Source organism: Elusimicrobiota bacterium, assembly GCA_016182905.1.
Classification (GTDB): Bacteria; Elusimicrobiota; Elusimicrobia; order UBA1565; family UBA9628; genus GWA2-66-18.
Genome location: JACPFR010000009.1, coordinates 85,695 through 99,478, shown reverse-complemented (window position 1 = coordinate 99,478; position 13,784 = coordinate 85,695). Strand labels below are relative to the sequence as shown.

The 13,784-nt window shown below is 64.7% G+C and carries 12 protein-coding genes; all 12 read left to right on the top strand.

Annotated features, from left to right (window positions below; genetic code table 11):
- Nucleotides 1-42: 42 nt before the first annotated feature.
- Nucleotides 43-483, top strand: coding sequence for a pilus assembly protein (locus HYV14_03365; protein MBI2385035.1), 441 nt, complete (start codon nt 43-45; stop codon nt 481-483).
- A gap of 13 nt (nt 484-496) precedes the next feature.
- The gene (gene cpaB, locus HYV14_03360; protein ID MBI2385034.1) at nt 497-1,252 is read left to right on the top strand and encodes a Flp pilus assembly protein CpaB; all 756 of its coding nucleotides are present in this window, start codon (nt 497-499) and stop codon (nt 1,250-1,252) included.
- A gap of 34 nt (nt 1,253-1,286) precedes the next feature.
- A complete protein-coding gene (locus HYV14_03355) occupies nt 1,287-2,030 on the top strand; it encodes a type II and III secretion system protein (GenBank protein ID MBI2385033.1) in 744 nt (247 codons plus the stop codon).
- A gap of 15 nt (nt 2,031-2,045) precedes the next feature.
- Entirely contained in the window at nt 2,046-4,382 is a 2,337-nt protein-coding gene (gene tadA, locus HYV14_03350; GenBank protein ID MBI2385032.1) for a Flp pilus assembly complex ATPase component TadA, read from the top strand.
- Nucleotide 4,383: 1 nt separating this feature from the next.
- Nucleotides 4,384-5,919, top strand: coding sequence for a type II secretion system F family protein (locus HYV14_03345; protein MBI2385031.1), 1,536 nt, complete (start codon nt 4,384-4,386; stop codon nt 5,917-5,919).
- 1 nt (nt 5,920) lies between these two features.
- Nucleotides 5,921-6,829 carry a type II secretion system F family protein gene (locus HYV14_03340; protein ID MBI2385030.1) on the top strand — a complete coding sequence of 303 codons (909 nt, stop codon included), beginning with the start codon at nt 5,921-5,923 and terminating at the stop codon, nt 6,827-6,829.
- Nucleotides 6,829-8,172, top strand: a complete 1,344-nt coding sequence (locus HYV14_03335) for a tetratricopeptide repeat protein (GenBank protein ID MBI2385029.1) — start codon at nt 6,829-6,831, stop codon at nt 8,170-8,172. Before HYV14_03340 ends, HYV14_03335 begins: the two co-directional genes overlap by 1 nt.
- Nucleotides 8,173-8,206: 34 nt before the next feature.
- The gene (locus HYV14_03330; GenBank protein ID MBI2385028.1) at nt 8,207-9,328 is read left to right on the top strand and encodes a hypothetical protein; all 1,122 of its coding nucleotides are present in this window, start codon (nt 8,207-8,209) and stop codon (nt 9,326-9,328) included.
- An 872-nt stretch (nt 9,329-10,200) separates the two neighbouring features.
- A complete protein-coding gene (locus HYV14_03325) occupies nt 10,201-10,629 on the top strand; it encodes a hypothetical protein (GenBank protein MBI2385027.1) in 429 nt (142 codons plus the stop codon).
- A 6-nt stretch (nt 10,630-10,635) separates the two neighbouring features.
- On the top strand, nt 10,636-11,433 hold the full coding sequence (locus tag HYV14_03320; GenBank protein ID MBI2385026.1) for a response regulator transcription factor: 798 nt from the start codon (nt 10,636-10,638) through the stop codon (nt 11,431-11,433).
- A gap of 1 nt (nt 11,434) precedes the next feature.
- On the top strand, nt 11,435-11,821 hold the full coding sequence (locus HYV14_03315; GenBank protein ID MBI2385025.1) for a response regulator transcription factor: 387 nt from the start codon (nt 11,435-11,437) through the stop codon (nt 11,819-11,821).
- A 70-nt stretch (nt 11,822-11,891) separates the two neighbouring features.
- Complete coding sequence (locus HYV14_03310; GenBank protein MBI2385024.1) at nt 11,892-13,772, top strand: HAMP domain-containing protein; 1,881 nt, start codon at nt 11,892-11,894, stop codon at nt 13,770-13,772.
- The last annotated feature ends 12 nt before the right edge of the window (nt 13,773-13,784 follow it).

Below are 13,784 nucleotides of genomic sequence, written 5' to 3'. Positions count from 1 at the left end.
GGGCCCGCGAGGGCCCGGAGCATAGCCTGGGGGAGAAAGGCCGTGAAAAGGCTTCGAGTCGGGCGGTCGGGCCAGGTCGTCGTCGAGATGCTCCTGATCCTGCCGGTGTTCCTGACGATCATTTTCACGATCATGGAGATCGGATACGTCTCGTTCCAGCTGATCCTTTTGAATCACGCGACGTACGAAGTGGCCCGCATCGGCGGCATGACGACGACGTCGCCTCCGGGACACGGCTGCGGCAAGCTCAACGAAATCATGAAAACGATCATCCAGTCGGCGACGGTCTCCTGCGGGACGGAAAAGACCCTGACCGACCCGCAGTCGCAGCAGGACAATTTCGATCTCATCATCACCGGCAACAACAACATCAAGCTCGTTTTTCCGATCAGCAGCGTGATCCTGGCCAAGCCGAAGGGAACGGGCATGCGCCTGCTTCAGGCGGTCGTCAGGATGCCGATCGAGTCGCCGCTCAAGAAATAGGGAATCGATAAACATGGAAAAGAAAGGCGTGCTGGTCCCGATGCTCCTCGCGATGGGCGCCGCCGTATTCTATCTGATGGTGCTCAGCAGCAAGGAGAGCGCCCTGCGGGGAGCCTACGAGACCGCCAAGGTCCTGTCCGCCCGCGTCGACATCCCCGAGCGCACGGTCCTCAAGGAGGACATGGTCGAGGTCCTCGAGGTGCCGCGCAAGTTCATGCAGCAGGACTCCTTCGAGATCAAGACCCAGGGCGACATGAAGCTCATCGTCAACCTGGTGACGCGCAGCCGCGTGCCGAAGGGAAACCAGCTGACGCAGTCATCCTTGATCTCGCTGTCCCCCGAATCCGGCCTCAGCGTCAAGATCCCTCCCGGCTATCGCGGCGCGATCCTGCCGATCGACCAGGAGATGAAGATCCTGATCAAGCCCGGCGACCGCGTGGACGTGCTCGTCACATTCGACGCGCTCATGAACGACGGCCGCAAGGAGAAGGTCACGGCCACGATCCTTCAGAACGTGCTCGTGATCGCGGTCGGCACCAACCTCGGGCAGGGCATGAACGCGCGTCAGTTCAAGAATCTCGGCGACAAAGAGGAGAAGACCGCCGCCTTCTCGGAGAAGGCCTCCGTCAGCCTCGCGCTCAACCCGAACGAAGCCCAGTACCTGGCCCTGGCCATCAAGCAGGGCGACACGACGGTGATCATGCGCGGTCTCGGCGACGCCGAGATGCACCCGATGGAGATGGCCAGCTTCCGCAAGCTTTTCCGATAGTAAGACCGGACTGACGGCACTAAGTCTCGACACCATGAATCGACAACTGTGGACGGCGGCGGCTCTTGTTTGCGCTCTTGCGGCGAATGCCTCGGCTCAGCCGGAGGACTCGCTGATCGCCGTTTCGGCGGACATCGTCGAGATCTCGGGTTCCGTGCAGCGCGACATCGGTTTCTCGTGGACTCCTTTCGCGGCCGGCATCGGCTTCGCCGAGAAGACGATCCCGGGCATCTACCGTATCGGCGATTTCGCGCGTCAGACCCAGCTCCAGACCCAGCTCAAGATGCTTGAAACCGAAGGCAAGGCCCAGCTCCTCTCGAACCCGAAGGTCGTGGTCCAGGCCCAGTCGCAGGCCAACTTCGTCGTCGGCGGCGAGATCCCGTATCCGTCGGCGAACGGCAACGGCACCGTCACCGCCGACTTCAAGAAGTTCGGCGTGATCCTGAACATCGTCCCGGTCATCAACCCCAATAAGAAGGACACGATCCGCGCCGAGCTGCAGCTCGAGGTGTCCAACGCCGACTTCTCGAAGCCGGTCCAGGTCGGCAACACCTCGGTGCCCTCGATCATCACGCGTCAGATCCAGACGGCCGTCGAGATCAAGAGCGGCGAGACCCTCGTCATCGGCGGCCTGAAGTCCAGCACCAAGAGCGTCGCCAAGACCAGGGTCCCGTTCATCGGCAGCATCCCGATCCTCGGACTGCTCTTCACGACGACGAGCGTCGTCGAGGAGCAGAAGTCGCTCTTCCTCTTCATCACCATGGAGATCGTGAAATGAGGGCGGTGCGCGGCCATGGCTGACACGCCCCGCCCGGACGCGAGCGGCGCCCCGACCTCCTTCAAGGAGCCGGGGCGCGTCGTCGTCTTCACCGGACCCAAGGAAGGCGTGGGCAAGACCACGACCTGCCTCAACCTGGCGCTCGCCTGGGCCGGCAGCCAGAACCGCAAGGTCGTCATCGTGCACATGGACCCCATGTGCCGCAACGACCTGAGCTACGTCCTCGGCGTCAATCCTCCGACCTTGGCCAGCATGGTCCAGCTCGTCGGCGAGAACCCCACCGGCGGCCTGGGCCGCCTGCTGAAGGGCCGCATCCCGATCTCGCAGTGGGGCGTGGGCCTTCTCCCGCTCGCCGCCAACCGCGCCGAGTTCCAGAAGCTCTCCCCGAATATGGTCGTCAAGATCCTCGGCTCGCTGGCCGAGTCCTACGACCTCTTCCTGGACGTGGACCCGTTCTTCCCGATGCAGATCTTCTCGTTCGACCTGGCGGACCTGATCTACTGGGTCTGCCTGCCGCAGCGGTCCCATTTCGAGGCGACCTACTCGCTGTTCAACGAGATCAAGGCCCTGCACTTCGCCCTCGACAAGTTCGAGATCGTCGTCAACCAGGCCAACCTCCCCGGCGCGCTGGCGCCCAAGGAGGTCGACCGCTTCTTCAACGCCATCCAGAAGCGCGTGCTGGCCTACTGCCCGTGGGAAGACCTCATCCCGGAGTACGCCAACACGCAGAAGATCCTCGTCGTGGAGCAGCTCCAGAGCGATTGGGTCAAGTCCCTTCGCATACTTTTAGGGCGTTTGATGGAGGTCAAGCCCTCCGTCAAGCACTGGGAGTCGTCGATGGACTCCGAGGAGTTCGGCTCGTCGGCGGACATCCTCTGGAAGCAGTCGGCCGCCTCCGCCGCGGCCGAAGGCCCGAAGACCGCGGCGAAGGACGTCACGAAATCCGCCGGCCCGGTGCCCGAGTTCTGGGACGAGCTGAAGGGCAAGATGCACAAGCTCGTCGTCGGCGCGATGGAGACGGAGCGCATCCGCATCTCCGACGACCCCAATCAGAACGAGGAGAACCGCGCGAAGGTCTCCCAGATCATCGAGAACCTCCTCCAGCGCGAGCAGAGCCTGGCCCTGTCCCGCGCCCAGCGCGAGCAGTTCACCGGCGAGCTCGTCGACGAGATCCTCGGCCTCGGCCCCCTGCAGGCGCTGCTGCGCGACCCGGGCATCAACGAGATCATGGTCAACGCGTACGACAAGATCTACATCGAGCAGAAGGGCCAGCTCGTGCTGCTGCCGATGCGCTTCCGCAACGACGAGCAGGTCGTCCAGGTCATCAAGCGCATCGTGGCGCCCGTCGGCCGCCGCATCGACGAGTCCGTGCCCCTCGTCGACGCGCGCCTCAAGGACGGCTCGCGCGTCAACGCCATCATAGCGCCCCTGGCCATCTCCGGCCCGACGCTCACGATCCGCCGCTTCTCGGCGAAGCCCTTCACCCATACCCAGCTGATCGGCTTCGGCGCCTGCACCCCCACCTTCATCGAGTTCCTGCGCGCCGCGGTCATCGTCAAGAAGAACATGCTGATCGCTGGCGGCACCGGCACCGGGAAGACCACCTTCCTCAACATGCTCTCGAACTTCATCCCCGATGGAGAACGGATCATCACGGTGGAAGACACGGCCGAGCTGCGCCTGCTCGCCGACCACTGGATCCGCCTCGAGTCGCGCCCGCCGAACATCGAGGGCAAGGGCGAGATCACGATCCGCGACCTGATCAAGAACTGCCTGCGCATGCGCCCCGACCGCATCGTCGTCGGCGAGTGCCGCGGCGGCGAGTCGCTGGACATGCTGCAGGCGATGAACACGGGCCATGAAGGCTCGCTGGCCACCCTCCACGCCAACACGCCGACCGAGTCGATCAGCCGCCTGTCCGCGATGTGCCTGATGTCGGGCATCGACCTGCCGATGAACGTGCTCATCGACATGATCTCGAGCGCCGTGCACATCTTCATCCAGATCACGCGCTTCGCCGACGGGAAGCGCCGGGTCACCTACATCTCGGAGTGCGTGGGCCGCGACGGGCAGCGCGTCCTCACCAAGGACATCTTCCGCTTCATCCAGACCGGCATGGACGACAAGGGCGTCAGCTTCGGCTACTTCACGGCGATGGACTACGTCCCGCACTGCTACGCCGAGATCCAGCTGAAGGGGCTTCCGGTCCCGCCGGAAGCCTTCATGAGCGAGCGGACCAAGAAGAAGAAGGGCCTGCCCAACGCCATCGACGAGCTGCTGAAAGCGGGCATCCCGGTGCCGGACGACGCCGAGGCCGTGGCGACCGGCGGCCACGGCGGAGGGGGACATTAGCATGCCCCGGCTCCTCCCCGCCCTCCTGCTCCTGTGCCTCGCCGCGATCCCGTCCCGCGCGCAGATCTTCAATCGCGAGGAGATCGTGTTCCTCGTCGGCTCCGGCAAGACCGCCGCGGGCCCGAAGGTCGAGGGCGCGATCACGCGCACCCAGGTCTTCTACCATTACTTCAAGCGGGACCGGGACGCGAGCCTCAAGATCCCCAAATGGGTGGACCAGACGCTCGAGGCGATGCTCAAGCGCCCGGTCTGGCAGGACCCCGACGAGGGCATCCTCAACGAGGCGCAGCTGTGGCAGGCGCCGGCGTCCGTCCTGTACGAGTTCTTCGAGCTCGTCCGCAAGAGCCTGCCGCCCTCCGACGGCGGCCAGCTGATGCCGCCGGGCAACCTGATCAAGGACTACGAGGACAAGCGCATCCGCTTCCAGATGTCGCTCGACCGCCTCGTCCGAGCCAAGCTCGGCGACTCCCTCGGCGGGCGCGGCCGTTCCGTCATCGCCCACTTCGAGCTCATCAACAAGCAGTACGACAGCGTCATGGACGGCCTCGTCAACGGCGACACGCAGCGCTACAAGGACGCCGTCATCGCCATGGGCGCGCTGATGAACGGCGCGTTCGAGACGCTGCAGTCGACGCCGCGCGGGTTCAAGTTCCAGCAGGGGGACAACAAGGGCTCCCAGGCGGCGTCGGTCCTGTTCAAGATGATCGGCATCGCGCTGATCATCGCCTGCGCCTGGACCATCGGCTCGCTCAACGAGAAGAAGATCGCGGACGGCTGGGAGCGCTACAAGCTGAAGGCCAAGGAGTGGGCCCACGAGTACGAGCGCCAGTTCATCGTCATCAAGATCCACTACCTGGTCGGCGGTCCGATGGCGCTCGGCTTCCTGATCGGCCTGCTCACCTTCGACCCGTTCGGCTTCATCATCTTCTGCGGGTTCGGCATCTACGCCGGCCTGACCTTGCCCGGCTGGCTCCTGCTCAATATCCGCTTCCGGCGCGGCCAGAAGTGCGAGGCGCAGCTGATGGACGCGATGATCCTGATGTCCAACGGCCTGAAGTCGGGCATCGACCTGATCGGCTGCCTCGAGATGGTGCAGCGCGACTGCCTGCCGCCGATCTCCGAGGAGTTCGGCCTGTGCATCAAGAACTATCAGCTCGGCACCGCGCTCGAGCGGGCGCTCGAGGGCGTGGAGGAGCGCGTGCAGAGCCGCCTGCTCTCCTACATGATCAAGGCGGTCGTCATCCAGCGCAGCGTCGGCGGCAACCTGACCAAGATCTTCGACCGCATCGTCGACAACATCCGCGAGGAGTCCAAGCTGCAGGAGAAGACCGCGGCGATGACGGCCCAGCAGCGCATCCAGGCGATCGTCGTCGGCGTGATGCCCTGGATCATGCTGATCATCATGTTCTTGTTCCAGCCTCAGCCCATGAGGGAGTACTACTTCAGCGGCCTCGGCGTGGCCACGCTCGTCTTCTGCACCATCTGGATCGGCATCGGCATGAAGATCGTCAACAAGCTCGGGGACATCAGCGTCTGATATGACACCCATCGACCCCCTGATGCACTATATCCTGCTCGCGGTCGGTGTGCTGGGCTCCGTCGCCATGTACACGGCCGCCAGCCGCATGTTCGCGCCGCCGGCCGACGCCGAGGAGGGGGACCTCTCCAAGCTCGCCAAGAAGGAGGTCGGCACGAGCTCCGCGTTCTCGAGCCTGAACCCGCAGGGCAGCCTGCTCGAGAAGCTCGACCTGTTCCTGCTCAAGACCTTCCATCTCGACGTCAAGCTCGAGGAGCTGCACATGATGATGGGCCGGCCGACCAAGCCGACGCCCCTCGAGATGCTGCACCTCAAGGAGATGCTCGCGGCGGGCATCATCGTCTTCCTCTACGTCATGCTGGAATCGCCGGTCGCGGCGATGTTCGGCATCATCGGCTTCTTCATCCCCGACTCCCTGTTCCAGGGCAAGATCCGCGCCCGCCAGGCCGACATCATGCGCAACTTCCCGACGATGGTCGACCTGATGGCCCTGACCATCGAGGCCGGCCTCGACTACATGGCGGCCATCGAGCGCATCCTCAAGAACGTCAAGCAGGCCCAGCGCACCGAGCTCGAGAACGAGCTCCAGAAGATGCTCAACGAGGTCCAGCTCGGCTACACGCGCCGCGACGCGCTCAAGCGCCTCGCCATGCGCACCGGCGTGCCCGAGATCCGGTCCTTCGTCGGGCTCATCATCCAGTCCGACGAGCTCGGCACGAGCCTCGTCGAGCTCCTGCGCAACTACGCCGCGGACATGCGCTTCCGCCGCCTCAACAAGGCCGAGAAGCTGGCCGCGCAGGCCGCGACCAAGATGCTCATCCCGCTCTTCATCTTCATCTTCCCGACCGTGTTCATCATGATGCTGGCTCCGATGATGAAGAGCCTCGTCCAGGGAGGCTTGGGCTTCTGATGAGCGCGAAGCTCCTCGCCGTCATGGCCTTGCTCGTCGCGGGAGGCTCGCGCGCCGCCGAGACCCGGGCCCGCGACACCGAGGGGCTGTTCCTCGACATGTCGAAGCTCAACCTCGGGACGATCTCCTCCGAGGACGATAAGAAGAAGTACATCTACACGATCCAGCTCGAGAAGTCGCGCGTGACCCGCAAGACGCTCAAGAGCGTGTACGAGAACGCCTTCGACATGTACAAGAACGGCCAATACGAGGCCGCCAACGACCTCACGCGGAAGATCCTGTCGATCGACCCCGGCTACTCGGACGCGTCGATCCTCAACCGGGCGACGATCGACCTGAAGGGCTCGACGAAGCCCCGGGTCTCCGAGCGCCGCCTCATCGAGGAGCGCTTCGAGGAAGGCATGGCTCTGTACCGTCAAGGCCGCCTCGTGGAGGCCGCCCAGCGCTGGGAGGAGTGCTCCAAGCTCGCCCCCGGCAACCTCAAGTCCCACTACTGGCTGCGCAAGGCGCGCACCGAGATGGCCGAGGAGCACTATCGCAAGGGCCGGCAGGCCTACCGCCAGCACCGCCTGCGCGAGGCTCTCGACCAGTGGTACGCCGCGCTCGTGCTCAACCCCCGCTATCCCCGCCTGACCGTCGAGCTCGCGAAGGTGGAGGCCGAGTCCCGCGAGCAGGACGCCAACGAGAAGCTCCAGGCCGCGCTGAACCTGTACAGCCAGGGCCTCGTCCTCGAGTCCCTCAAGATGCTCGACGCGGTGCTCGAGTCCGGCCCCGGGAACGTGAAGGCCCAGAAGCTCCAGGCCGAGATCCGCGCCGAGGTCGCCAACCAGCACGTCGCCGAGGGCCGCCGCTACTACGAGTCCCGCCAGTACGAGAAGGCGATCTCGGAGTGGAAGCACGCCGTCGAGTACGGCTACGATCCGAAGTCCGCCGACCAGCTCGTCGCCCGCGCGAAGGAGCAGATGCGCCGCGAGGAGAGCGCCAAGAAGCGCGCCGTCGAGGTCGCCAAGCAGCGCGAGGAGGACAAGAAGAAGCAGAAGGAGGAGGAGGCGAAGCTCGCCGAGGAGGCGAAGAAGAAGGAGGAGGAGGAGAAGGCCAAGGCCGCCGCCGCCGGGACCGCGGCGCCTCAGCCCGGCCAGGCCGCGCCGCCGCCCACCGCGACCGCGGAGAGCAACAAGCAGGCCTCCCAGCAGGCCTACCTCGAGGGCGTCATCTACTACCAGAAGGGCGACTACGAGAAGGCCCGCGACAAGTGGCTGCACGCCAAGCAGCTCGACCCGGGCAACTCCGACGCGATCGCCGGCCTCGAGAAGATCGAGAAGCTGTATGGAGCCGGCCAATGAATAGGCTGCTCGTTCGAGCGGCGCGGAGCGCCGCTTGAAGCTCTCCGCGAAATGGTTCCTGTGGTTCACTGGCATCGGCATCTACGTGATGTGCCTGGGCGGGATCTTCTACTACAACCTCTTCAAATGGACCTTCGACGAGAAGCTCAAGCAGGAATCCATCGACATGGTCCGCCTGTACGCGCCGACCCTCATCGAGGGCCTCTCCCGCAACCAGGGCGTGATCTCGATGCCCGAGTTCGACACGGTCAGCCGCTTCTCGAAGGACGACCGCATCGCCGCCCTGCTGTATCTCAATAAATACGGCGAGGTGCGCTGGTTCAAGGACCCGTCGATGATGACCAAGACCTTCGACGACTTCGTCAAGCAGGTGAGCCTGCCGACGGACGCGATCGAGCAGGCCTGGCTCGCCAAGACCCCGATCGTGCGCGCGGTGCCGAACATGCCGCTGTACGACATCGCGATCCCCCTCGCTTTGCGCGGGGAAGTCCTCGGCATCCTCAACATGCAGATCAGCCGCGAGGGCGTGGTCAAGGTCATCAACAAGGCCATGCACAAGTACGCCGTCGGCGCGGTCGGCGTCCTCCTGCTCCTGGGCATCCCCCTCTACTTCTTCCTGCACCATTTCGTGCTCAACCCGATCCTGAACCTGCGCGACGCGATCGAGTCGATCTCGTTCAAGAACCTCGAGCTCAAGTTCCCGGCCCGCAACGACGAGATCGGGGAGCTGGCCGGGGCGATCAACATCTTCCTGTCGAAGGTGAAGGCCGAGATCGCGAACTCGATGGTCAAGGAGAAGCAGCGCGGCCTCGCCGAAGCCCGGTGGTGGGAGTCGATCCTGAAGGCCGTCGTGTCCAAGAGCCACCGCGCGATCGTCGTCGACGAGGACAACAGCGTGCTCTACACCAACTTCCCGATCACCGGCACGGTGACCACCGACGGGAAGCTCCATCTGCTCGACGTCATCGACAGCCAGCAGCAGGACGTGCTGCGCCTCGTCGGCGTCGCCCTCGACCGGCCCAACCAGGTCGTCGAGGCGGACACGATGTTCAAGTCCGAGCCCTGCCACGTGAAGGCCGTCCACCTCGAGGAGGAGGGAGAGCTGCGGCGCACGCTCATCCTCTTCGAGACCAAGACCGTCGGCGCGCGCATCTAGCGTCCTTCCTGGGTCTTGCCGGGCGGCTTCCCGACGCTTATACTCCGTTCATGATCGTCTTCGCGCTCGCGCTCTTGCTCTCGGCGCCCGTTGCCGCCGCTCCCGACGAAGGCGGCGCCCAATGCGTCTCCGATCCGGGATGCCCCTATTCCTGCTGCCGCAAGCGAACTCCGAATTCGCCTTGTTATTGCAGCGCCTGCTGCACGGCGGCTGTGCCCGGCGGATCCGGCGAGGTTTACTGGAGCGACGGCCGCATCGCCATCCTGAAGCAGCGCTCCGTCGAATTCTATCGTCTCCCCAAGGGCGTGACCGCCCTCGTGGGCGTCTCCTCCGCTACCGCGAAGCCCCTGGAGCAGGCGGTGCTCCCTCGAGGACGCCTGTATTTCCGCAGAGGAGCGGCTCGGGCCTCGGTCGCGCCCGCGATAGTCCGCCGCTTCACCGGCGATCTTCTGTCCCCCGGGCACGCCTCCGGTTCGCGCTCGGCTTTTCTGGTCTGCTCGGCGGTCGCTACGGAATTCTGCGGGGGAGTGGATCTGGGCGGGAAAGTGCTTTTCCAGTTGCCGGTCCGCTCGGGATCTCCGGTCGAACCCAAGGGCTTAACGGAGGATGGATCGGAGGCGCTATTCGCCTTGATCGGCGCCGCGCCGCGAGACGATCGGCTATGTTCTGCGTCAGAAGGACGGCACGATGCGGGAGGCCTCCGTCGACGATCCCGACGCCCTGCGCCTGCTCAAAATCTTCGAGGGCCCCGGCGTCCTGCCGGAACCCTAAGCACGTGACGGAAATTCGACCTCCTCGCGTCTAGCCCTTGTCAAACCGTCCCGCTTCTGTTATTCTTGGCGGGCCCACAGACGCTATTAAGGAGATTGGAAATGAGCTATCGAGTGAAGAGAATCGATCCCTATTGGTTCAAGCACCCTATCCTCCCGATCGCCGTTTTCCTCGGAGCCGCGCTGGCTCTCGGCGCCGGCTTCGCGAACAAGCCGCCCGTGGCGATCCTCGGCGCGCTCATCGCCTCCATCGCCATCCTCGCGGCCACCCGGCCCGCGATCACCGGCACCGTGATGCTGCTGGGCTTCCTCGGCGGCCTGGTCACGTTCGTGGTCTCGCCGAACACCCAGAACGCCGCGCTGAGCGCGGTGCAGAAGGCGATGTCGGTGGGCTTCTACACTTTGTTCTACGCGGTGCTGACCGAGGGCGCGCTGCTCCTCCTCGCCGTCGTCTACAACTTCTTCGCCGCGATCAGTTCCCTCGGCGGACTCAGCCTCGAACTCGAGGATGAGGGCGGGACCGAGGAATAGCGCAGAATGAGAACCAGCGTCGTCTACGGCTCGCGTGAGCCGAATCGCGCGGCCGTCATCCTCGAGGCCCTCCAGGCCGCCGGGATGACCGTCACCGTCGCCCAGAAGGCCAAGGAAGTCCAGGGCCTGCTGGCTCACCGGGGCTGCGACCTCCTGATCATCGGCCAGAAGCTCGTCGACGAGGACGGCGTGGACCTCGTCAAGCAGCTGCGCGCCAAAGGCCCGGCGCGCCAGATGCCGATCGTCGCTCTCGTCGAGCACGCCGATCAGCCGGCGGCCGCCGCGACGCCGTCCAAGCACGCCTACGCCCTGTTCGGCCGGTCGGGCCCGTCCTCGGCTCCGGCCAAGGACTCGGCGAAGGACAAGGTGTCCCTGCGCCTCGCGTTCTTCCAGGCCGGCGCCGACGAGTGCCTCTCGCTCAACTGGGACGCCGCGGAGTGCCTCGCCCGCATCAAGGCGGTGCTGCGCCGCACCCAGGTCAACGCCTCCGAAGAGATCATCAACATGGGCGAGATCGAGCTCAACCTCACCAGCTACACTCTGCACATATCGAAAAAGCGGGTGCCGCTGACCTCGAAGGAGCTCGACCTCCTGTACGTCTTCCTGAGCTCCGCCAACCGCGTCCTTTCCCGCCCGTACCTGATCGAGCGCGTCTGGGGCTACAACTATTTCGGTTCGCCGCGGACCGTGGACGTCCACGTACGCCGGCTTCGCGAGAAGCTCGGCGTCGCGGCGAAGTACATCACGACCATCCCCTGCGTCGGCTACAAGCTCGTTCCCCCCGGCGGGGAAATGAGGAGATAACATGGCGAAGCTTCCCAAGCTGCTGATCATCGACGACGACGCCCACCTCCGCGAGAGCCTCGCCGAGGTCCTCGAGCTCGACGGCTTCGAGTGCCACCAGGCCGGCGCGGCCAAGGAGGGCATCGCGGCCGCGGCGAAGATCGAACCCGACGCCGTGATCATGGACATCCAGCTGCCGGACTCCTCCGGCTTCCAGATCTGCCAGGAGCTGCGCAAGCGCTCCAAGATCACCATCCTCATCATGATGACCGGGAGGTTCTTGTCATCGGAGGAAAAGAAGCAGGGCTTCGAGCTCGGAGCCGACGAATACATCACCAAGCCCTTCGACCTGGCGGAGCTGTCGGCCCGCATCAAGCAGCTCCTTTCGCGGAACGCCGCGAAAGGATAAATAAACGTCCTCGGTGCGAAACAAATTCGTCTTCTGGACCCGTCATAATTCGGGTTCGGAACGATAACTCATGGCCTCCACCAGGAACCGCGGCAAGCTCGCCTACAAGATCCTCTTCTGGTTCCTGCTCATTTCCCTGGCGCCGATGATCTTCGTCGGCTGGCACCTCGTCGGGATCACCCAGCAGTCCCTGCGCAAGGAGACGCTGGCGATGCAGGAGTCCCTGGCGGTCGGCTTCTCGGACACGACCTACAAGTACGTCACGACCTTCCGCAACGTGCTGACCGAGACGGCCGGCCTCGAGGACTTCATCTCGATGAACCCGGTCAAGCAGCAGCAGTATCTGAACCGGATCCTGCAGATCCATTTCGCCGTCCTGGAATTGTCGGTCTTGAACGAGAAGGGCGTCGAGGCCCTGCGCATCGGCCGCTTCCTGGGCAACACGCCCGAGATGCGCGATTTCCGGGGGGAGGAGGTCTACGCCGGCGCGATGGGCCCCCGCGGCCAGTTCATCGGGCGGCTCGAGCGCTTCCAGGGCCTTTATCCGACCGTGACCATCTCCGTGCCGATCATGGACCAGAGCGTCCAGCCCGCGAAGGCCGTCGGCGTCATCGTCGCGCGCGTGAGCCTCAACGGCCTCTCGACCATGCTGGCGATGGAGTTCCCGGCCTCCGGAAAAAGTCAGGCGGCCGTCATGACGCGCGACGGGTTCCTTATCGCCCACTCCGACCCGCGCGAGATCTACCGCCCCGACGCCCGCATGCCCCCCGAGGTCGAGAAGGTCCTCACCTCCCAGGACAACGTCAAGGGCGGAGGGGAGATCGGCCTGGAGGGCGGCAGGCGCCTCCTCGGCGCCTTCGCCCTGATCGACAAGCTCGACTGGATCGTCTACGTCCAGCAGCCGGTCGAGGCCGCGTATCAAACCGCCTCCGACATGAAGGCTCAGATCCTGCGAGTGCTCGTTTGGGTCGTCCTCTTCACCGTCCTCCTCTCCCTCGCCGTCGCCGGCCACATCACGCAGCCCATCCGTATTCTAAAGGAGGCCGCCGACCGCCTCGGCAAGGGCCAGTTCGAGGACCTGCCCGAGGTCGTGACCACCAACGACGAGATCGGCGACCTGGCCCAGACCTTCCTCGGCATGAGCGAGTCGCTCAAGGAGAAGACGGGGGAGCTCATCCACGCCAAGCAGGAGCTCGAGAAGTTCACGAAGTTCCTCGAGAAGCGGGTCGACTCCCGCACGCGCGAGCTGAAGGCCGCGCAGGACGAGCTGATCAAGAAGGAGCGCCTGGCCGCGATCGGCCAGATGGCCTCCGTCGTCGGCCACGAGATCCGCAACCCTCTCGCCGTCATCAACAACTCGATCTACTTCATCAAGACCAAGCTCGGCACCGGCGGGGAGCCCGACGCGAAGATCACCAAGCACATCAAGATCATCGAGTCCGAGATCCAGCAGGCCAACGGCATCATCAACGAGATCCTGACCTACTCCCGTCAGCGCGAGCTGCAGCTCGAGAAGGTCCGCATCAACGACTGGCTCGAGGAGCTCCTGTCCGTCTACCCGTTCCCCGCCCATATCCAGGTCGACAAGCATTTTGATCCGGCTAATCCTCATGTGGAGATCGACAAGACCGAGATGCAGCAGGCGGTGCGCAACCTCATCGGCAACGGCATCGAGGTGATGCCCGCGCCGAAGGGCGGCAAGGTCACGATCCGCACCATCATCCCCGAGGCGGGCTGGGTGCGCGTCGACATCGCCGACGCGGGCAGCGGCATCCCCCAGGACGTCCTCGACAAGATATTCGCCCCGTTCTTCACGACGAAGGCGCGCGGCACGGGCCTCGGCCTGGCCGTCGTGCGCAAGGTGGTCGACCACCATAAAGGCAAAGTCGACGTGGAAAGCACCGTGGGCGTGGGCACGACGTTTAAATTGTATATTCCGACGACGGCCTGAGGACCGGGACCA

Bases quoted from the DNA above. Each gene is read 5' to 3' on its own strand.
- cpaB (MBI2385034.1), top strand. From the start codon at position 497: ATGGAAAAGAAAGGCGTGCTGGTCCCGATGCTCCTCGCGATGGGCGCC.
- HYV14_03355 (MBI2385033.1), top strand. From the start codon at position 1,287: ATGAATCGACAACTGTGGACGGCGGCGGCTCTTGTTTGCGCTCTTGCG.
- tadA (MBI2385032.1), top strand. From the start codon at position 2,046: ATGGCTGACACGCCCCGCCCGGACGCGAGCGGCGCCCCGACCTCCTTC.
- HYV14_03345 (MBI2385031.1), top strand. From the start codon at position 4,384: ATGCCCCGGCTCCTCCCCGCCCTCCTGCTCCTGTGCCTCGCCGCGATC.
- HYV14_03340 (MBI2385030.1), top strand. From the start codon at position 5,921: ATGACACCCATCGACCCCCTGATGCACTATATCCTGCTCGCGGTCGGT.
- HYV14_03335 (MBI2385029.1), top strand. From the start codon at position 6,829: ATGAGCGCGAAGCTCCTCGCCGTCATGGCCTTGCTCGTCGCGGGAGGC.
- HYV14_03325 (MBI2385027.1), top strand. From the start codon at position 10,201: ATGAGCTATCGAGTGAAGAGAATCGATCCCTATTGGTTCAAGCACCCT.
- HYV14_03320 (MBI2385026.1), top strand. From the start codon at position 10,636: ATGAGAACCAGCGTCGTCTACGGCTCGCGTGAGCCGAATCGCGCGGCC.
- HYV14_03315 (MBI2385025.1), top strand. From the start codon at position 11,435: ATGGCGAAGCTTCCCAAGCTGCTGATCATCGACGACGACGCCCACCTC.
- HYV14_03310 (MBI2385024.1), top strand. From the start codon at position 11,892: ATGGCCTCCACCAGGAACCGCGGCAAGCTCGCCTACAAGATCCTCTTC.